This is a genomic window from uncultured Litoreibacter sp., assembly GCF_947501785.1.
Lineage (GTDB): Bacteria > Pseudomonadota > Alphaproteobacteria > Rhodobacterales > Rhodobacteraceae > Litoreibacter.
Genome location: NZ_CANMXB010000001.1, coordinates 1,097,281 through 1,116,334, shown reverse-complemented (window position 1 = coordinate 1,116,334; position 19,054 = coordinate 1,097,281). Strand labels below are relative to the sequence as shown.

Genomic DNA, 19,054 nt, shown 5'->3' with positions numbered 1-19,054 from the left:
CGATAAAAGTACACACTTGAGAGTAGCGGGCAGACGCTGATGCTGGGGCGAAAGTCACATCGTAAGACCAAAGAACCTGAAGACGAGAAACGCGGCTTTGACGCGTTCGATCTCAGGCTCGGTGACATCATGCGCGGCGAGCGGGCGACGCTCGGCAAGTCGCTGCTGGACGTGCAGCGCGAACTCAAGATCAAAGCCACCTACATTTCAGCCGTCGAAAACGCCGACCCGTCGGTTTTTGAAACGCCCGGGTTCATCGCCGGTTACGTGAGGTCTTATGCCAGGTTCCTCGGGCTGGACCCGGAATGGGCCTTTGAACGCTTCTGCATCGAGTCCGGTTTTGCCGGCGTCGAAGGACTTTCGGCGGGCACAAACACCAAGCCCAAGGCGGCGACGGCATCAGCCGCAATCCGCCAGCCCGGCGAGGACCTGATTGTGAAGCCCGTTGCCCCCTACGCACCTGTGGGCGAGGGGTTGTTTTCGCGCATTGAACCGGGCGCCATCGGGTCGATCTCGGTCATGTTGGCCTTGATCGGCGTCATTGGGTACGGCGGCTGGTCGGTGCTGCAGGAAATACAGCGGGTCGATTTCGCCCCCGTGGAACAAGCGCCCGGCATCGTTGCCGAGATTGACAGCCTTCAAACCGGCCCGGCCCAGGTGGATGTGGCAGACGCGTCAACCGGATTTGCCGCGCCATCCACCGACGCGTTGGACCGGTTGTACCGGCCGCAGGCGCTGGAGGCCCCTGTGTTGACCGCACGGGATGGCCCGATTGCCGCGCTGGACCCGAACGCCAACGGCGCGCTGATCGACAACACCGACGGATGGCGTGTGGCCGGAACCTTGGCCCGCACCGCAGTAGATGCGCCGTCCACACCGCAGGTTGTTGCCGAAGCTTCGCCTGACGTCGTGCTATTTGCGGTGCGCCCGGCCTGGGTGCGGGTGGCCTCCGCCGACGGCACCGTGCTGTTTGAAAAGATTTTGGACGCGGGGGAGCGTTACGTGCTGCCGCAGTCAGATGAACAGCCTTTGCTGCGCGCAGGCAATTCAGGCTCCTTGTTCTTCAACGTGCAGGGCAAGACGTACGGGCCTGCCGGCCCCGGCACCTCTGTCGCCAAGAACGTGGCCTTGGGCGTCGAGGCGATCACCACCGCATATGCCGAGGCCGACCTGACCGCCGACCCCGCGCTGTCGGATGTGTTGACCGCCATGGCCGCCAGCCCGCTGCCAGCCACCGATCCGACCCTCGCTTCGGAATAATCTGACCGTTTCAGACAGTTTTATTGCGGGGCGTGGCCGCGCGGCCTATATCTAGTGCAACCGCAGCAATTGCAGGCCTCACGCGATGTCATCACTTCATTCTATCCGCCCTTGGCGCCAGATCGACCGCCGGAAATCGCGCCAGATCATGGTCGGCAACGTCCCCGTGGGCGGGGACGCGCCGATCACCGTGCAGACGATGACAAACACCATCACCACCGACATCAAGGCGACCATCGAACAGGTTCAGGCTTGCGCCGAAGCCGGGGCCGACATTGTGCGGGTGTCAGCGCCAGACGAGGCCTCGGCCCGCGCGTTGAAAGAGATTTGCGCCGAAAGCCCGGTGCCGATCGTGGCGGATATCCATTTCCACTACAAACGCGCGATTGAGGCGGCTGAATCCGGGGCGTCCTGCTTGCGCATCAACCCCGGCAACATTGGCGACGCCAGCCGGGTGCGCGAGGTGATCAAGGCCGCAAAGGATCATGGCTGTTCGATCCGCATTGGTGTGAATGCGGGGTCGCTGGAAAAGCATCTGCTGGACAAATATGCCGAGCCATGCCCCGAGGCGATGATCGAGAGCGGGCTCGACCATATCCGCATTCTCGAAGACAACGATTTCCAAGAGTACAAGATCAGCTGCAAGGCCTCAGACGTGTTTCTGGCGGCGGCGGCCTATCAAGGGCTGGCTGAGGCCACGGACGCGCCGATCCATCTGGGCATCACGGAAGCGGGTGGGCTGGTCTCGGGCACGATCAAATCCGCCATTGGGCTTGGAAATTTGTTGTGGATGGGCATAGGCGACACGATCCGCGTTTCCCTGTCGGCTGACCCGGTCGAAGAAGTAAAAGTCGGCTATGAAATCCTGAAATCCCTTGGGCTGCGGCACCGCGGTGTGAACATCATTTCCTGCCCCAGCTGCGCCCGGCAGGGCTTTGACGTGATCGCCACCGTGGCTGAGCTGGAAAAGCGTCTGGAGCACATCAAGACCCCGATGTCGTTGTCGATCATTGGCTGCGTGGTCAACGGGCCGGGCGAAGCGTTGATGACCGATGTCGGCTTCACCGGCGGCGGCGCGGGGTCGGGTATGATCTACATGGCGGGCAAGCAGGACCACAAGCAAAGCAACGAAGGCATGGTGGACCACATCGTGGGACTGGTTGAGCAGCGTGCGGCGCAGTTGGACGCCGAGGCGGACGTGGCAGCGGAGTAGGAAGAATTTTCTACGAAAATTCTTGAAAACTCTTCGGTCGAAGAGTTTTGCCTCCGGCGCCGGTATCTTTGAACGTGGGAAGGACGGGACGTGATCTGGAAGTCGGTGCTGGCGATTTTGGTCATCGGGTTTTTGGCGGGCGCCTATTTTGTGCGCACCAAGCCGCTCGATACAGCCAGTTTGCATATAGACCCAGAAACCGCTGAACGGCCCGGCGTTCCGGGGCATGTGCTGTTGCGCGCCGGTGGTGATATTGAGCCGCCCGTCTATGAGATGGACGCGTCGGCTTTGGCTTTGAGGGTTGAGGCGGTGATCCTGTCGACCCCGCGCACCGAGAAGTTGGCGGGGGAATTGGCTGACGGCTATGCCAGTTACGTCGCGCGCTCCGCGCTTTGGGGGTTCCCCGACATCGCCTCGGTCAAGGTAGTTGAGGCCGGGGAGGGCAAATCAAGCTTGATCGTCCTGTCGCGGCTGCGCTACGGGCAGATGGATATGGGCGTCAACCGCGCCCGCGTGGAAGACTGGTTGGCGCAGCTTAGCCGGTAAGGCAGCTGCTTTCCTGCTCGCGCCACATCGGCACGTTCAGCGACATCTCGCAGCGGGCCATGAAAACGCGCCCACCCACATTCATGCAGCGTGTCTGGCCCAGTTCAACCCGCGCGCCCGATTTGTCGGTGCAATAACAATCCACAGTCTTGCGCGCCTGTGCCACGGATTGGGTTGTTAAGCCGGCGCTCAGAAGCGCCAATATCAGCGTGATCTTCTTCATGGGGCCAGATTAGCACAGTTGACGCCCTCGTGCCAATCGGGCAGCACGTAGCCATGGTAGCTATAGAAAAACTCGCCCAGATTACGCAACGATTTGAATTCCTTGAGGCAAAATTGGCCTCGGGCGAGACCGACGATATTGCCGCGCTGAGCCGCGAATATGCCGAACTGAAGCCGGTCGCAGAAGAAGTGGCTGCGTTTCGCGCGATCACCGAGGGGATCGAGGCGGCTGAGGCCATGCTGGCCGACCCTGAGATGAAAGAGTTGGCGGAAGAAGAGCTGGCAGAGCTGAAAGCGCAACTGCCCGATGCCGAGGCCTCGATCCGTTTGGCCCTGCTGCCCAAGGATGCCGCCGACGCCAAGCCCGCGATGATTGAGATACGGCCCGGAACGGGCGGCGACGAGGCGGCTTTGTTTGCCGGTGATTTGCTGAATATGTACCGCCGTTACGCCGAAGATAAGGGATGGACATTCGACATCATCGAGATGGCCGAAAGTGAGCTCGGTGGCATCAAGGAAGTCACCGCGCATGTCAAAGGGCAGGGCGTATTTGCGCGGCTGAAATATGAAAGCGGCGTGCACCGTGTGCAGCGCGTGCCGGTGACCGAAAGTGGCGGGCGGGTGCATACCTCAGCGGCCACGGTTGCCGTGCTGCCAGAGGCCGAAGAGGTGGATATCGACATCCCCGGCACGGATATTCGCATTGATACCATGCGGGCCTCGGGCGCGGGGGGGCAGCACGTCAACACCACGGATTCGGCGGTGCGGATTACGCATATCCCGACGGGGATCATCGTGGTGAGCTCTGAGAAATCGCAGCACCGCAATCGCGAGATCGCCATGCAGGTGCTGCGTGCCCGGCTTTACGACCTGGAGCGGCAGAAGATCGACGACGCCCGCTCAGCCGACCGCAAGGCGCAGGTGGGATCGGGCGACCGGTCGGAACGGATCCGGACGTACAATTTCCCGCAGGGCCGCATGTCTGACCACCGGATCAACCTGACATTGTACAAGCTCGATCAGGTGATGCAGGGCGACCTGGACGAAATCATCGACGCGCTGACGGCGGACGCGCAGGCGCAGTTGCTGGCCGATGAAGGGTTATGAGCGTTGAGGTGCGCGCAGCCTTCCGCGACGCGGTACGGCGGCTGGAACTGGCAGGTGTGCCGACCCCACAGATTGATGCGAGCGCGTTGATGGAAGCGGCCTGTGACGGGCGCTCCGCCGCGGTGGACACATTGCCAGATGAGATGGCCGCTGATTTCGCGCGCATGGTGCAGCGCCGGGTGCAGCGCGAACCGGTGAGCCACATCACACAGAGGCGGGCCTTTTATGAGCATGAGTTCATCGTAACGTCAGACGTATTGGACCCGCGCCCGGACACCGAAGCGCTGGTGGATGAGGCCCGCTGGTGCGACTTCGAAACGGTACTCGATCTGGGCACCGGCTCTGGCTGCATCTTGTTGTCCCTGCTGGCTGCCAAGCCGGGCGCGCAGGGTGTGGGCACCGACATTTCCGCAGCGGCGTTGGATGTGGCGTCGCGCAACGCCGAAAAGATCGGTGTGGCGGATCGGGCGCGGCTGGTAGAGAGCGACTGGTTTGACCAAGTTGACGGACGCTTTGATCTGATCGTCTCCAACCCGCCCTACATCACGGCCGAGGCATTTGACGCGCTGCAACCAGAGGTCAAAGAATTTGAGCCAAAAATCGCGCTGACGCCCGGAGGCGACGGGCTGGCGTCCTACCGCATCATCACGGCAGGCGCACCGGATTACCTGAACGCGGGCGGCGCGCTGATGGTGGAAATAGGCTATGATCAGGGACAGGCGGTCAGCGAGCTGTATGATCAGGCGGGATTCACGGATATCAGCGTTTTGCCAGACATAAACGGCAAAGACCGCGTTGTGCGGGCGGTTTTGCGCTAGCCCATGTCGAATCCGCTTGCAAAATGCCTCTGCGCGTTGTTTTACTACCGTTAGTAAGACGAAGGCGCCTCGGTGCCCCTTACGCTTAAGCCAAAAATAAGGTCTCGATCCTAAGTCATGGGGACGCCGCGTATAGAAGCGGAGAGGATCGTAGGAAAGACCGCTGCTTAACTAGGCTGGAACCCAACCCACATGAGATCTCAGAAATCCCGCTCGCGCGGCAAGAACCGTAACAACAACCGCTCCAATGTGAACATCGTGAACCGGGTGTTTGACAGCTCCGGCCCCGAGGGTAAGGTGCGCGGCACCCCGCAGCAGATCATCGAGAAATACCAACAGCTGCACCGCGACGCGCAGTTGTCGGGCGACCGGGTGGCGGCGGAAAACTTCCAGCAGCATGCCGAACATTACGCCCGCATGCTGGCCGATGCGATGAAGGAACAGGAAGCCAAGCGGGAGGCGCATGAAGCGCAGCAAGCCGCGCAGCGCGAGCGCCAGCAGCGCGATGCCCAGCACCAACAAAACAAACAGGATCAGGCCGGCCAGAACACCGGCGGCGACCAACCCAAGCAGGACAAACCGCGCCGCGAGCGCAAGCCGCGTCAGGACGGCGACCGTGACGGTCTGGAGCGCGTTCTTGGCGGCGGCGACCAGCCCGATGTGATTGATATGGGCGGCGCTGAGGATAGCGGTTTGGTGGAAACGGTGGAGGCGGCGCCAAAGCCCGCCCGCAAGCCTCGGACCCGCAAGCCAAAGCCAGCGGCTGAGGCCCCCGCAGCCGATGACCAGTCAGCGGCGGAATAAGATACCCTTAGAACTGACGGGCCAAGGCGCAAAACCCCTCGAGGGGGACCTGCTCGGCGCGTTCCGTTGGCTTTAGCCCGGCGGCCAGCAGCCTGTCCTCGATATCGGGGGCCATCCCCTTCAAAGCGGAACGTAGCATCTTGCGCCTCTGGTTGAAGGCGGTCGCCACCACACGGTTCAGCTTGGCAGGGTCGGCGTCGAACCTGGGGGTGGGCAGCGCATCCAGATGTACCACCGCAGAATGCACTTTCGGGGCGGGGACGAAGGCCTCGGGCGGCAGTTCCATCACAATACGCGGATCGCTGCGCCACTGTGCCAACACGGCCAGCCGGCCATAGGCCTTGCTGCCGGGCGTGGCGACGATGCGGTTCGCCACTTCGCGTTGAAACATCAGCGTCAGGCTCTGCCAAAATGGCGGCCACGCTTTGGGCGTCAACCAGCGCACCAGCAGCTCGGTGCCGACATTGTAGGGCAGGTTGGCTGCCACGCGGATCGGCGGCGTCAAATGCGCCAGCGGGTCCACGTCCAGCGCGTCACCATTTATCACCAGCAGTTGGCCGGGATAGGCCTGCGCAATCTCGTCCAGCGCGGGCAGGCAGCGGGCGTCTTTCTCAATGGCCAGCACGCGGCGCGCGCCCTCGGCCAACAATCCGCGCGTCAACCCGCCGGGGCCGGGGCCCACCTCCAGCACGTCGCAGCCCGACAAATCCCCCGCCTGTCGCGCGATCTTGGCGGTCAGGTTGAGATCCAGCAGGAAGTTCTGCCCCAGGCTCTTCTTGGCGGAAAGCTCATGCGTCCGGATCACATCGGAAAGGGGCGGCAGCCCGTCTATCTGCGCCATGGGTGCGGCTTCGTTTTGGCAAAAATACTCATGTCGTGCGGGCCGACACCATGTCCTGCGCCATGCGCAGCGCGGCGATGGTCGAGGTGGGGTCTGCCAGACCCTTGCCGGCAATATCAAACGCCGTGCCGTGGTCGGGCGAGGTTCGGATGAAATCCAACCCCAGCGTCACGTTCACCCCACCTGCAAAATCAATCGTCTTGATCGGGATCAGGGCCTGGTCGTGATACATCGCCACGGCCACATCGTAGCCATCCCGCGCGGCAGCATGGAACATGGTGTCGGCGGGCCAGGGGCCGGTGACGTTCATGCCGCCTTTTGCCAATTCCGCGATGCAATCGCTGATCCAGGCCAGCTCCTCTTGCCCCATCGCGCCGCCTTCGCCGGCATGTGGGTTCAGCCCGCAGACCGACAGGCGGGGGGCCGGAACGCCAAAGTCGCGTTGCAACGCGCTTTGGGTGATCTCGAGAGTCTCGGACAGCAACTTGGGTGTCAACGCCTTCGGCACGTCGGCAAGGGCGATGTGAATCGTGACGGGCACCACGCGCAGGTCGGGGCAGGCCAGCATCATCACCACAGTGTCTTTGCCATCGAGATGCGCCAGGTACTCTGTATGGCCGGGAAAAGCGAAGCCGGCCCCGTCCTTCAGCGCCTTCTTGTGGATGGGCAGGGTGCATAGGGCCGACGCCTCGCCGGCCTTCACCAGCTCCACTCCGCGCGCGATCACGTCGATCACGCCTTGCGCGTTTTTGGGGTCTGGCTGGCCGGGGGTCGCGTCCCCCGCAAACTCATGGTGGATGAGGGGGAGCGGGCCGGCCGGGTCGGTCTCGCTGGCGGCCTCGATCACTTGTACGTCGCCGTCGACATGACGGCGGTCACCCAACAGAAAGAACGGCACCTCCGCGCCGAGCGCGTTCCAAGCCTTCCGGGCAATTTCCAGCCCGACGCCGGCGGGCTCCCCGCAGGTCAGGCAGATCGGGGTCATTGCGTGCTGTTATCGACGATAATGGCATCCGCGCGCAGCTCTTCGAGATAGCTATCGGCGTAGGAGGCCAGGCGTTGTTGGAACAGCTGCTGACGGGTCTGGTCGCGCTCGTCCACCACCGGCAACGGGTCGCCGTTTTCGTCCAGCTCCGGCTCGCCCTCGTCATCGGCGAGGATATCCAGCGTGCGCCCGCACAACATAAGGTAGACCTTGAACGCCCCGTTCTGACGGGTCAGCGTGCTGGAGACTTCGTTGTCGTCCAGCTTGGCCATCTCCAGCGCAATGTCGCCGGGGACCTCGTCCGCGGCTTGGGTCACCCGCTCAAAATACTCAGGCGGCAGGGACTGCGCGGGCTTATAGAGGTCGTCGCATGTGTCGTAATTGTCCCGCAGCTTTTGGGCCTCGGCGCGCGCCTGTTCGCTGTCTCCGCCAGGGATCAGGATCTTGACATATTCCAGCGCCAGCGTGTCGGGGGCGTCGCCCTCGGTTTCTTCAAGGTCGCGCAGCTGGAAGATGCCGATGCCGGGACCAAGGTTGATTGGGTCGGTCACCTCGCCGGGTTCCAGCACCAGGACGGCGGCGCGCAGCGCGGGCGGGACCTGCCCGATGGGCAACCAGTCCAGGCGGCCACCCCGACCACGGGTTGGCGCGGCAGAATAGCGCCGCGCAGCCGCCGCAAAGGCACCGGTGGTCTTCAGCGTTTCCGACAGGCGCTGGATCAGCGCGCGGTTGCGCGCCTCGTTCGGGCCGGCGGCGGGAACGATGATTTCAGACAGCAAGATGCGCACAGAACCACGGGTGTTGGTGGATTGCGACAGGGCGCGGTCGACCTCGGCGTCCGAGACCTGCGACCGCGGCCCGAAACGGCCTTGCACAAAGGTTCGCCACGCCAATCCGGCCGCGACAAAATCCCGGAAGGTTTCGGCGGCGACCCCGGCTTGCCCGATGGCCTGAATGAATTGGTCAGCAGTCAGGTTTGCGCGGCCAGCAAACTCCTCCAGGCCTTCCTGAATTTCCTCTGGCGACGGGTTAATGCCCGCACGGCGGGTTTCGCTGAGGCGCAGCCGGTCCTCGATCAGACCTTCGCGGGCCTGTTCCACCGGGTCGCCGGGCGCGCGCAGCAGCGTCAGGAAGCGGGCGCGTTGGTCGATCTCATATTGGGTGATCACCATCTCATTGACGGTGATTGCGGTGCCGAACAGGCTCTGCGCCGCGGCAGGCAAGGCGGCGAGGGCGACCAACACCATCAGGCCCGCGGCCAGCGTCATGCGTGAGATATGTCGAATACGTGTCATGGCTCTGCTCGTTTTTTCTTATCCATTGCACTTGCGCGCGAAGCTCTCCCCGCCAATCCCGCGCGCGCCGAAGCCCGCCAGCTGGACCGACAGGTTGAAATCCGTCGTTGGTGTCACATTAGTCGAAGAGGTGAAGCGGCGCGAGAGGGAAAGGTCGACCTTCGCGCATTCGTTCTGATAGCTGGCCCCGATGCCCGCGCGCGTGGTGCGGTCGCCGACAAAGTCGTAGCGCAGATTTGACGACAGCGTCCAATGCCGGCTGACGCGGTACGCGCCGTCCACGGCAAATTCCGAGGTGTCAATCGGTCTGCCCTCAGCGGCGTCTGCCTCCAACCAGGCAAAGGTCGACCCCAGCCGGTAGGTGTCGCCCGTCCAGTTCAACCGCATCTCGTTGCGCGAGATAGAGAAGCTGTCGTCAAACACGACGCGGTTGATAACATCAAACTGCTCGCCCACTTTCAGCTGCGCGGCGATCAGCCAGTCGCTGCTTTTGCCCTGCAGCCCGGTAGAGACCGAGAATTGCCCCAGGTCGCTTTCGCGAATGACCCTGCCAACGGTGACGCCAAGGCCCCAGCCGTCGACATCCTCGCGGGTGTAGGTGACGCCCAGATTGATCCGACGCCCGCGTTCCTGCCCGTCAACGCCCGGAAAGCGCGAGAAGGAAAACAGGTTGGCCTCGTCAAATTCGACCAGCACGCTGTCTTCGTTGTCCACGCTGCGGGCGCCGTCCTTGGCCCAGACCAGTTGCACGACAGGTTCCAGCAGGTGACTGGCGCCCGCACTTTGGCGCAGCATCGGCCAACGCCATTCCGCCATGGCATAATGGGTGATCTCAGTCGTGTCGTTATTGGTCACCACGCCGCCTTGCCGGATTTGATACCAATCGGCGCGCAGCTCGGTCGCCGCGGCAAAGATCATGCCGTTGCCCATCACCCAGTCGCGCCGCCAGTCTGCCGCCGCTGATAGGCGGGCCACGTCTCGGCTAAGCGGGCCTACGGGGAAGTCGGATCGCCGGTAGTGTCCGCTCGCCTCCAATTGAAACGACGCAATTCCGCCGATGCTGCCTGGATCAAAACGGCGTTTGTAGATCGCGTCGCCCACCAAGGTTGGCAAGGTGCGGTTGTTGTCGCCGTCGCGCAACGATTTGTAATGCACCACCTCCAGCCCGATATATTCATCGCGGCTGGCGCGGAACACGTCGATGGCGCTGTCCAGTCGGTCCTTGTCGGAATAGTCGTATTGCAGCAGGTAGCCATTGTCGGTTACCGCCTCGACGTCAAATTTCAGCGTAAAGCCGCGCGGCAGCGCGAAGGTGCCGTCGGCAAAGACATATCCGCGGATGTTTTCGGTGGTGGTCAGATTGTCCTCAGTAATGGCGCCGTTGATCTCGAATTCGCCGAAGCTCAGCTTCTGGCGGTAGCGCGCCTCCAGTGTTTTGGAGCCGTTCCAGGTCAGCCATGGCGTCAGCGTCAAATCCGCATGATCGCCCAGCGTGAAGAAATAGGGGATCTTGATGCCGACCCCAAGATCGCCATCCGAATTCAGGCTCGGCAAAAGAAAGCCGCTGGCGCGTTGAACCGTCGGGTCGGGCAGGCGCAGGTAGGGCCAGTAGAAGACGGGGACATCCAGAACCCGAAAGCTGGCGTTTTCAAAATAAAGCTGCCGTTCCTGCCCGTCATGGGTGATGCGCTTGGCCCTGATTTCCCAAAGCGGTGTAGGGTTGTCAGCGCAGATCTGGCAACTGGAGGCCACGGTCTTGTAAAACTGAGTGTAACGCCCGCCGCTGCGGCGCACCTCGTTGGCCGCCAGTTGTAGCTGCTGCGCAAACACCACCCGCGCCTGCGCCAGTATGCCGTCCTGCAAATCGCCCGACAATTCGGCAAATTCCGCGACAATCACCACGTCTTGGCCGTCGATCAGATAGAGGGGGCCGGTAACCACCAGCCTGTCCGTCGCGCCGTCATATGCGATCGAGGACGCGCGCAGCCGGATCCCGTCTTGAAGCACCTCGACATTGCCCGACGCCAACAGCCTGCGCCCCTGCGGATCAAACGTGACCTCATCGGCCACAAGTGATGCTGTCTGCGGCTGCGATTGGGCCAGCGCCAGGCCGGGCAATGCAAGCGATACGATCAGGGCGAGGATCAGCGCGCGCATGTCAGCCATCCTCCATATGAAACAACAAGCCCAGCGACATGAAAATGCCCGCCAGCGGCGGCGCCCACGCGGCGACGATGATCGGGATTTGTCCATTTTCGCCAAGAACTTGCGCGAAGTTGCGCAGGAAGTAAACGGAGAAGCCCATCAAAATGGCAAACAGCACCATCAGCCCGGTGCGCCCAAAGCGGGTGTGGCGCATGGTGAAGCCCGCGCCAATCAACACCATGGCTGCCAACAGCAGCGGGTTGGCCAGCTCCATCTGCAACCAAACGCGATGCTGTAAAGCGGAGAACCCGGCGCGGTCCAGCTGCTTGATGAAACGAGGCAATTCCCAAATTGGAATGGCGGCCGGGCTGCCGAAGCTGTCGCGGATCTGGTCGCGGGTCAGCTCGGAGGGAACGGCGAGACGGCTGAAAGTCCGCGCGCCTTCCTCGGCATTGCTGTCGGCTGAGAACGTCCAGCGTTTGGCCTCGGTCAGGTCCCATTGGCCGGGGGTTAGCAGCGCCTCCGCCGCGTCAATGCGATAGGTCGCGGCGCCAACATCGTCAAAGCCGTAGAAGGTCACGCCAAAAAACTGCGTCCCGTCCAGATTGGACCGGCTGGCGCGGATCACGACCTGGCCCACCGCACTTGCCTGGCGCAGCCACAACCCGCCATCACTGACCGACGAGGTGCTGGAATTGCCTGCATAACGCGCAGATGCCAGTTCGAACTGTTTCGACGTTGCCGCCACAATCGGGTTCAGCGCCGCCACACCCAATGCGCCAAACAGGAATGCCGTCACCACCGGCGCAAAGAGCGACCGGATGGCAGAGCGTCCCGATGCCCGCGCCACCACCATCTCGGAGGTGCGGGCGAGGCCGAGAAACAGCATGATCGTGGCCAACACGGTTAGAAGCGGCAACATGCGGTACATTGTGGCCGGTGCTTTCAGCAAGGCCAGTTCGCCGGCCTCTACCATGCCAACGGCCGCGCTGTCGAAGCGGCGCATTTGTTCGACCATGTCGATCAGGTAGACAATCCCGAAAAACACGCCAAAGACCAGCAGAAACGCGCGGATGAAGCGCCGCATGAAGTACCAATCCAACCTCATGCCGCCGCCCCCGTATTTGCTGGTGCCGCACGCCGAAACTTGCGCATCGAGGACAGGGTTATCAGGATGCCGGACATCACAAAGCCCATCAGCGGGGCCAAATAGGCCAGCCACCATAGTGTTTCGTCTTTGCGGGCGACTTCCTCAGCGGAGTTTGCAATCAGCTGGACCAGAATGATCAGTACAACCGCAATGACCACCTGCCGCCATACGCCGAACCGGGAAAAGCCACCAACCATCAGCGCCGCAAAGCCCATCAACGGCACCACCACCGAAAGAAGTGAACGCGCGATGCGGTCATGCGCCTCATAGAGGAAATCTGCCAATTCTCCATGCGCGCTGGCGATGTCATCAGGCGTGGGGTTCAGCAGCACGGCTGTCGGCAGCTCGCGCAGGTCGCGGGTGCGGGTGTCGCCGTCCTGAATGAGCGCGCCGATATCGTAGGCAAAATCGGCAAAGCCGATGGTGCTCAGCTTGCCGGTCTCAGGGCGGAATGTCTGCGCCAACCCGTCAAACATCACCAGCCGCGGGCCGGTGTCGCCGCGCACCAACAGCGCCTTTTCGGCGGTATATGTCACAACGGCGGCAGGGTCGCGCTCATCTTCCAGGAACAATTCCTTCATTTCGCCTTGCTCGGTGATGCGGCGGATGTAGACGGTGATGCCGGACGCGGGGTGCAGAAACTGGCCTTCCTTGAGGAATCGCGCCGTGATGTCGCGCGAAATTTCGGCGCTGCGCCCGGCCAGCTCGGTTCGGGCGGAGGGAACCAGAATATGCGCCAGGATCCCGACCAGAACTGCAACGATCAGGCCGAAGTAAATCACCGCCCGTCCGATGCGCATGGTTGAGGCCCCTGCAGTTTGCAGCACCACCATCTCGCTGTCCGATGACAACCGGTTGGTGACGTAAACCGCTGCCACGAAAGCAGAAATTGGCAGCACAATCATGATCACATAGGGCAGGGCCAGCATGGTGAATTCCAGAAACACCAGCGCGCTTTGCCCGTCGCCGATCAGCTGGTCAAACAGCGAGATCGCGCGGTTGATCCAGTAAACAGACACCAAAACGAGGGAAAAAAAGCCGAACAGAAGCAGCAGCTGCGACAGCATATATCTGTCGAATCGCGCCACTTGCTACTCCTCACGTTTCTTTTTCCGAAAACCTAACCGAATTATGCCTGTCTCAAAAGGGCCTTCTGGCCTTCCGGCTGGGGGCAGGCTAGCTATATCCCAACCAACCCATTCCCGAGAGGCCCACCATGACATCGCCAGTGACCCCCACCTTCATCGCGACAGACATCGAGTTGATCAAAGAGGCCGACGGCATCCTTGCCATTTTCGTGCCAGAGGCCGGGACATTGGACGCAACCGCCAAACGCGCAAACCGTTTGTCGCGCGGGGCTGTGGCCCGGCTGGTGGACAGCGATGGCTTTTCCAAGTTGGAGGAAGGCAAAGGCAAGATGCTGGCCTTCCCGATCAACATGGAGGCTGAGGGCGTCGTGGTGATCAAACTGTCCCGCCGCCCCGATGTCAGCGCTGCGCGCAAGGCGGGCGCGACTTTGGCCAAGATGGCGGGTGGCAAGCCTGTGATGGCGCTCTGCGGCAACCTACGCCGCGCAGAGGAGGTCGCCTTGGGTTTCGCCTTGCGAGCCTACGATTTCGATGACCATTTCACCAAAGATTCCGATGCCCCCGGCGCGGTGACCTTCATGGTCAATGACGTACCCAAAGTGACCGAGGCCGCAGAAGCCAATGGCGCGATAGCGGATGGCGTCTTTTTCACCCGCGATCTGGTCAATGAACCCGCCAACGTGTTGACCACCACCGAATTCGCCGACCGTCTTGTCGCGCTGAAAAAGCTGGGCGTCGCCGTTAAGGTGCTGGAAGAGGACGAACTGGAAAAGCTCGGCATGGGGTCGCTACTGTGCGTGGGCCAAGGCTCGGTCAGCCCGTCAAAGGTCGTCGTTATGGAATGGATGGGCGGCGAAAAGGGCGATGCGCCCTTCGCGCTGGTTGGCAAGGGCGTGGTGTTTGACACTGGCGGCATTTCTTTGAAACCCGCAGGCGGCATGGAAGACATGACCATGGATATGGGCGGCGCAGGTGTGGTCGCGGGCGTGATGAAAACGCTGGCCGCGCGCAAAGCCAAATCCAATGTCGTGGGGCTGGTCGGGTTGGTGGAGAACATGCCGTCCGGCAACGCTGTGCGTCCGGGCGACGTGGTCACATCTATGAAAGGGGACACGATCGAGGTCATCAACACCGACGCCGAAGGTCGATTGGTGCTGGCTGACGTGCTCTGGTATGCCCAAGAACAATACAAGCCCCTGGGCATGATCAACCTCGCCACCCTGACTGGCGCGATCATCATTGGCCTTGGCCATGAAAACGCAGGCGTATTCTCCAACAATGACGCGTTGGCCAATGCGTTCTTGAAAGCCGCTGGCGCGGAGGAAGAAGGCGCATGGCGGATGCCGATGGGCAAAGCCTATGACGACCAGCTGAAGTCACATGTGGCCGATATGAAGAACGTGGGCGGCAGGCCTGCTGGTTCCATCACTGCGGCGCAGTTTTTGGAACGCTTCGTGAAACCCGAAACGCCTTGGATCCATCTCGACATTGCCGGCGTCGCCGCGTTGAAGACAGAAAGTGACTTTGCACCCAAAGGCGCCACCGGCTGGGGCGTGCGCGCCTTGAACCGGCTCATCGCTGACAATTTCGAGGAGCCGCAGGGCTAAATGGCGGAAGTTTTCTTCTACCACCTGACCAACCAGCCGTTGGAGCAAACCTTGCCCAAGCTGCTGGGGCTCGCCTGCAAGGCCGGATGGCGGATCGCCATCCGTGGCAAAACCGCTGAGCGGTTGGAGTGGCTGGACCAAAAGCTTTGGCTCGAAGACGGCTTCCTGCCGCATGGGGTTGCGGGTGGCGAACATGACGCCGACCAGCCGATCCTGTTGACAGACGGGCAGGCGGGCAATGCGCCCGATTGTCTGATCTCCATTGATGGCGCGGATGTGGACCCGGCGGAGGTCAGCGGCCTGAAACGCGCCATGATCCTGTTTGACGGCAATTCCGGCGACGCTGTCGCCTTCGCACGGACCCAATGGAAAGCCCTGACGGAGGCCGATTTGCCCGCCAAATACTGGTCACAGGAAAATGGCCCGTGGGAGATGAAGGCGCAACATCCGGCTTAGGTGCCGGTGTCGTCGTTCCATTTCCACGCAATAGCGCCAAGGTAGTTGCCACGATCAACGCTGATGACACTGATGCGGGCCGGGCCGTAGGCGTCAGCGCGCCGCACGCGTCGATCCGAATTGCGGTTGCGGACAAGGCGGACAATACCGGTAATTGTCAGAGCTAGAAACATACCTTCCCCGGCCAACGGAATGGTTTCCACTGTCTGCCACCCGTTTTTCAATGCGTCTTCCAGCAATGCAAACGGGTCAACCCGGCTGTTGGTCGGTGTATCTCTCAAAATGTTATGTCCGCGAGTGAGTGACTCTTAGCGCCCGCGTTATGCCGGTACAGGGCCAAGGCGTAAAGGGGCAAGGCGGCATCGGATGTCACGTTATTGGGATCATGGTGAACAGCGCCTCTCATCGTTCCAGCAACAGCGTGTCGCCGCGTATCTCGATCCGGCCAAACCGTTGCAGGTAGCTCATGCCCAGCAGCGACGTCTCCAGATCACCCTCATTGACCGAGGCGCGCACAGTGCCCTCGTCCAAATCACCGACACGCACGTCTTCCAAGCGCACGCGGGCGGTGCGCACGATGCCGTTGGCGGTCGAGGCCTGTCCGCTGAACACCAGCTCGTCTTCGTTGATGCCGATGCGCGCGGCGTCCTGCATGCTCAGAACCACATCCGTGGCCCCGGTGTCGACGACGAACTCAACGGGCACGTCACCCACGGTCATGGTCAGGTAGAAATGTCCGTCACCTCGGCGCGGGGCTTCGATAACCCCTTGTTCTCCAAACACAGTTTGCTGAGGCAGCACGGTTTGTTTCACGTCGTTCCACAGCCCGTAGCCCACGATGACGCCCAAGAAGATGAACACCCACAATGCAGCGGCCCGCGCAGTTTCGCCCAGTTGCTTGCGCCCTGAAACAAAGAAATAGCTGCCGATGACGCAGCCCAAAAGGACAAGGTAGATCAGTCTGCCGGTTTCGTCGCCACTCATGATGCGGGCCCTCCTGAGACCTATATAGGGACGGGGTCAGCCGGCTGCCAGAACCCCAAGGTCGCGCATCCCGTCCACGACGAATTGCACGGACAGAGCCGCCAGCAACATCCCCATCAGCCGCGTGGTCACAACGACGCCGGTGGCGCCAAGCAGCTTTTCGATAGGCGTGGCCAGCAGGAACATAACAAACACCAGCGCGACCACGGCCAGCATCACACCCAAGATCATCACCGTCACGTCCCAATCCGCGCCCGAGGACAGAAGGATCATCGACGCAAGCGCGCCGGGCCCCGCGATCAGCGGCATCGCCAGCGGGAAGACGGACGGGTCATTGGCCAGGTCGCCCGACGCGTCATCGGCCTTTTCCTCCCGCCGCGCGGTGCGGCGTTCAAACAGCATGTCCAGCGCGGTGATGAACAGCAGGATGCCGCCGGAGATGCGGAATGCGGCCAAGGAAATGCCAACGAAATCAAGTAGTTTCTGACCCGCCAGGCCAAACACCGTCAGAATGAACACGGCCACCAAGCAGGAGGTCGCCGCGATGCGCAGCCGCTGTTTCTGCGTCATGCCCGACGTCATGGCAACAAACATCGGAGCCAGCCCAATAGGGTCGATGACCACAAACAGCGTAAAGAACGCGGTAACTGCCAGTGCCATTTCCATTACTTTTCAGCCTTCTCCAGCTTGGCCTGCGCCTTGACCCACATGGTTTCGGCGCGGTCGAGAGCCTCCATCACCTCGGAATATTTCTTCTGGTAGACCTCGCGTTTGGCCTTGTTCTGGTCCTCGTAGATCTTCGGGTCCGCCAGCCGTTTGGCCAGCTCGTCCTGCATGCCTGCGATCTTCTCCACCCGGGCCTCGCATTGCCGCACATCGGCGCGCATCGCGAGGATTTCGTCGCGGCTTGCGACTTTCTTCTTGGGCTTTTCGATCTTGTTGCCGGATTTGTCCTTGTCCGGTGGGGCCAGCAGCAACTTGCGGTAGGCCTGCAGATCCTCGGTGTAGGGCGTCACGCGCCCGTCTTTGACCAGCCAAAGCCGGTCGGCGACAAGGCTGAGCAGGTGCATGTCGTGACTAACCAGTATCACCGCGCCGGAATAGGCGGTCAGCGCCTCCACCAAAGCCTCGCGGCTTTCGATATCTAGGTGGTTGGTCGGCTCATCGAGGATCAGCAGATGCGGGGCAGGGAGCGTGGCCAGCAGCAGGCTGAGGCGGGCTTTCTGCCCGCCCGACAATCGGCCCACTTCGGTGTCAGCCTGATCCGCGCCCAGCCCAAAGGAGGCCAGCCGCGCCCGCAGCTTGGCTTGCCCCTCATGCGCGCGTTCGCGGATCAGATGCTCCAGCGGCGTTTCGTCAATATGCAGCTCATCCACCTGATGCTGAGCAAAGAACCCGATGCGCAGCTTGTTGGAGGCCGTCAGTTGCCCGCCCATTGGTTTAAGCCTGTCCGATAACAACTTGGCCAGCGTCGATTTTCCTTCGCCGTTGCGGCCCAACAACGCAATGCGGTCATCTTGGTCAATGCGCAGGTTCAGGTGGCTTAGAACAACCTTGTCATCATAGCCAACCGACACGCTTTCGGTGTTGATGATCGGCGGCGACAGCTCTTCGGGCTTGGGGAAGGTGAACACTACGCGGGCCGCGTCTTCGGGCGCCGTAATCGTCTCCATCTTCTCCAGCATCTTCACGCGAGACTGGGCCTGCTTGGCTTTGGACGCTTTGGCTTTGAACCGGTCCACAAAGGCCTGCAAATGCTCTCGCTTCAGGTCCTGCTTCTTGGCGGCGGCGGCCTGCACGGCGCGTTTGGCGGCACGTTGACGGGCGAACTGGTCGTAAGGCCCCGTGTAGTAGGTCAGCTGTTTGTCTTCGAGATGCAGGATTGCGTTCACCGACCGGTTTAACAGCGCCCGGTCGTGGGAAATGATGATGACCGTATGCGGGTAGCGCGTCAGGTAATTTTCCAGCCACAACGCGCCTTCAAGGTCCAGATAGTTGGTCGGCTCGTCCAGCAGCAGGTAGTCTGGTTCTGAGAACAGTACGGCGGCCAGGGCCACCCGCATCCGCCAGCCGCCAGAGAAGTCGGAACATGGCTGCAATTGTTCTTCCGGCGTGAAGCCAAGGCCCGCCAGTATGGACGCGGCCCGCGCTTCCGCCGACCACGCGTCAATATCGGCCAATCGGGTCTGCACCTCGGCAATGCGGCCGGGATCTGTCGCGCTGTCCGCTTCTTCCAACAGCGCAGCCCGTTCCAAGTCAGCCGCCAGCACGGTGTTTATCAATGACACCTCGTTGCTCGGCACCTCTTGCGCGATGCCGCCAATGCGGGCGCGGTCGGGCAGGGTGATGGTGCCGCTTTCCAGCACCAATTCGCCCCGGATCAGCTTGAACAGCGTGGTTTTGCCCGCGCCGTTGCGGCCAATCAGGCCGACCTTGTGGCCGGTGGGAATCGTGGCAGACGCGCCCTCTAACAGGGTGCGGCCTTCGACGGCGTAGCGGAGGTCTGACATGCGTAACATGTGGCCCGTGTCGC

Annotated in this window: 19 protein-coding genes; 8 read left to right on the top strand and 11 right to left on the bottom strand. The window is 61.9% G+C overall.

The features are described from left to right. Positions 1-39 precede the first annotated feature (39 nt). From Q0899_RS05470 to Q0899_RS05460, 3 genes are all read left to right on the top strand, one after another. The gene (locus Q0899_RS05470) at positions 40-1,260 is read left to right on the top strand and encodes a helix-turn-helix domain-containing protein (RefSeq protein ID WP_299191408.1); all 1,221 of its coding nucleotides are present in this window, start codon (positions 40-42) and stop codon (positions 1,258-1,260) included. Positions 1,261-1,345: 85 nt separating this feature from the next. After that, entirely contained in the window at positions 1,346-2,473 is a 1,128-nt protein-coding gene (ispG, locus tag Q0899_RS05465) for a flavodoxin-dependent (E)-4-hydroxy-3-methylbut-2-enyl-diphosphate synthase (RefSeq protein ID WP_299191406.1), read from the top strand. Between the two features lie 90 nt (positions 2,474-2,563). Continuing rightward, positions 2,564-3,019: a DUF1499 domain-containing protein gene (locus Q0899_RS05460; protein WP_299191404.1), complete on the top strand. Its 456-nt coding sequence runs from the start codon at positions 2,564-2,566 to the stop codon at positions 3,017-3,019. Here Q0899_RS05460 and Q0899_RS05455 read toward each other — a convergent pair. Then, the gene (locus tag Q0899_RS05455; RefSeq protein ID WP_298290526.1) at positions 3,009-3,242 is read right to left on the bottom strand and encodes a hypothetical protein; all 234 of its coding nucleotides are present in this window, start codon (positions 3,240-3,242) and stop codon (positions 3,009-3,011) included. The two genes, Q0899_RS05460 and Q0899_RS05455, sit on opposite strands and share 11 nt — an antisense overlap. 53 nt (positions 3,243-3,295) lie before the next feature. On the opposite strand from Q0899_RS05455, the gene prfA reads away from it, so the two are divergent. From prfA to Q0899_RS05440, 3 genes are all read left to right on the top strand, one after another. Further along, the gene (gene prfA, locus Q0899_RS05450) at positions 3,296-4,348 is read left to right on the top strand and encodes a peptide chain release factor 1 (RefSeq protein ID WP_298290529.1); all 1,053 of its coding nucleotides are present in this window, start codon (positions 3,296-3,298) and stop codon (positions 4,346-4,348) included. Then, positions 4,345-5,166 (top strand): peptide chain release factor N(5)-glutamine methyltransferase, encoded by an 822-nt coding sequence (gene prmC / locus Q0899_RS05445; protein WP_299191401.1) that lies wholly within the window; start codon positions 4,345-4,347, stop codon positions 5,164-5,166. Before prfA ends, prmC begins: the two co-directional genes overlap by 4 nt. A gap of 192 nt (positions 5,167-5,358) precedes the next feature. Further along, on the top strand, positions 5,359-5,970 hold the full coding sequence (locus Q0899_RS05440) for a DUF4167 domain-containing protein (protein WP_299191399.1): 612 nt from the start codon (positions 5,359-5,361) through the stop codon (positions 5,968-5,970). 7 nt (positions 5,971-5,977) lie between these two features. Here the strand turns inward: Q0899_RS05440 and rsmA are convergent, their stop codons facing one another. Genes rsmA through lptF form a run of 6 tightly spaced genes read right to left on the bottom strand, consistent with a single transcriptional unit; the run spans position 5,978 to position 13,474 of the window. Further along, entirely contained in the window at positions 5,978-6,811 is an 834-nt protein-coding gene (gene rsmA / locus Q0899_RS05435) for a 16S rRNA (adenine(1518)-N(6)/adenine(1519)-N(6))-dimethyltransferase RsmA (protein WP_299191397.1), read from the bottom strand. 28 nt (positions 6,812-6,839) lie between these two features. Continuing rightward, complete coding sequence (gene pdxA / locus Q0899_RS05430; RefSeq protein ID WP_299191395.1) at positions 6,840-7,796, bottom strand: 4-hydroxythreonine-4-phosphate dehydrogenase PdxA; 957 nt, start codon at positions 7,794-7,796, stop codon at positions 6,840-6,842. Beyond that, the gene (locus tag Q0899_RS05425) at positions 7,793-9,091 is read right to left on the bottom strand and encodes a peptidylprolyl isomerase (protein WP_299191393.1); all 1,299 of its coding nucleotides are present in this window, start codon (positions 9,089-9,091) and stop codon (positions 7,793-7,795) included. Before Q0899_RS05425 ends, pdxA begins: the two co-directional genes overlap by 4 nt. 18 nt (positions 9,092-9,109) lie before the next feature. Then, entirely contained in the window at positions 9,110-11,248 is a 2,139-nt protein-coding gene (gene lptD / locus Q0899_RS05420) for an LPS assembly protein LptD (protein WP_299191391.1), read from the bottom strand. 1 nt (position 11,249) lies between these two features. After that, the gene (gene lptG, locus Q0899_RS05415) at positions 11,250-12,344 is read right to left on the bottom strand and encodes an LPS export ABC transporter permease LptG (protein WP_298290551.1); all 1,095 of its coding nucleotides are present in this window, start codon (positions 12,342-12,344) and stop codon (positions 11,250-11,252) included. Continuing rightward, entirely contained in the window at positions 12,341-13,474 is a 1,134-nt protein-coding gene (gene lptF / locus Q0899_RS05410) for an LPS export ABC transporter permease LptF (RefSeq protein WP_298357211.1), read from the bottom strand. Before lptF ends, lptG begins: the two co-directional genes overlap by 4 nt. Before the next feature lie 128 nt (positions 13,475-13,602). Here lptF and Q0899_RS05405 point away from each other — a divergent pair, with 128 nt between their 5' ends. After that, positions 13,603-15,081 carry a leucyl aminopeptidase gene (locus Q0899_RS05405; RefSeq protein ID WP_299191388.1) on the top strand — a complete coding sequence of 493 codons (1,479 nt, stop codon included), beginning with the start codon at positions 13,603-13,605 and terminating at the stop codon, positions 15,079-15,081. Continuing rightward, positions 15,082-15,537, top strand: a complete 456-nt coding sequence (locus Q0899_RS05400; protein ID WP_299191386.1) for a DNA polymerase III subunit chi — start codon at positions 15,082-15,084, stop codon at positions 15,535-15,537. Here the strand turns inward: Q0899_RS05400 and Q0899_RS05395 are convergent. From Q0899_RS05395 to Q0899_RS05380, 4 genes are all read right to left on the bottom strand, one after another. Further along, positions 15,534-15,818 carry a hypothetical protein gene (locus tag Q0899_RS05395; protein ID WP_298290564.1) on the bottom strand — a complete coding sequence of 95 codons (285 nt, stop codon included), beginning with the start codon at positions 15,816-15,818 and terminating at the stop codon, positions 15,534-15,536. The two genes, Q0899_RS05400 and Q0899_RS05395, sit on opposite strands and share 4 nt — an antisense overlap. Before the next feature lie 121 nt (positions 15,819-15,939). After that, the gene (locus Q0899_RS05390; RefSeq protein WP_299191384.1) at positions 15,940-16,521 is read right to left on the bottom strand and encodes a TIGR02281 family clan AA aspartic protease; all 582 of its coding nucleotides are present in this window, start codon (positions 16,519-16,521) and stop codon (positions 15,940-15,942) included. Between the two features lie 36 nt (positions 16,522-16,557). Beyond that, complete coding sequence (locus Q0899_RS05385; protein WP_298290570.1) at positions 16,558-17,187, bottom strand: MarC family protein; 630 nt, start codon at positions 17,185-17,187, stop codon at positions 16,558-16,560. After that, a complete protein-coding gene (locus Q0899_RS05380) occupies positions 17,187-19,040 on the bottom strand; it encodes an ABC-F family ATP-binding cassette domain-containing protein (protein ID WP_298358256.1) in 1,854 nt (617 codons plus the stop codon). The genes Q0899_RS05385 and Q0899_RS05380 overlap by 1 nt, the downstream gene beginning before the upstream one ends. Between the last annotated feature and the right edge of the window lie 14 nt (positions 19,041-19,054).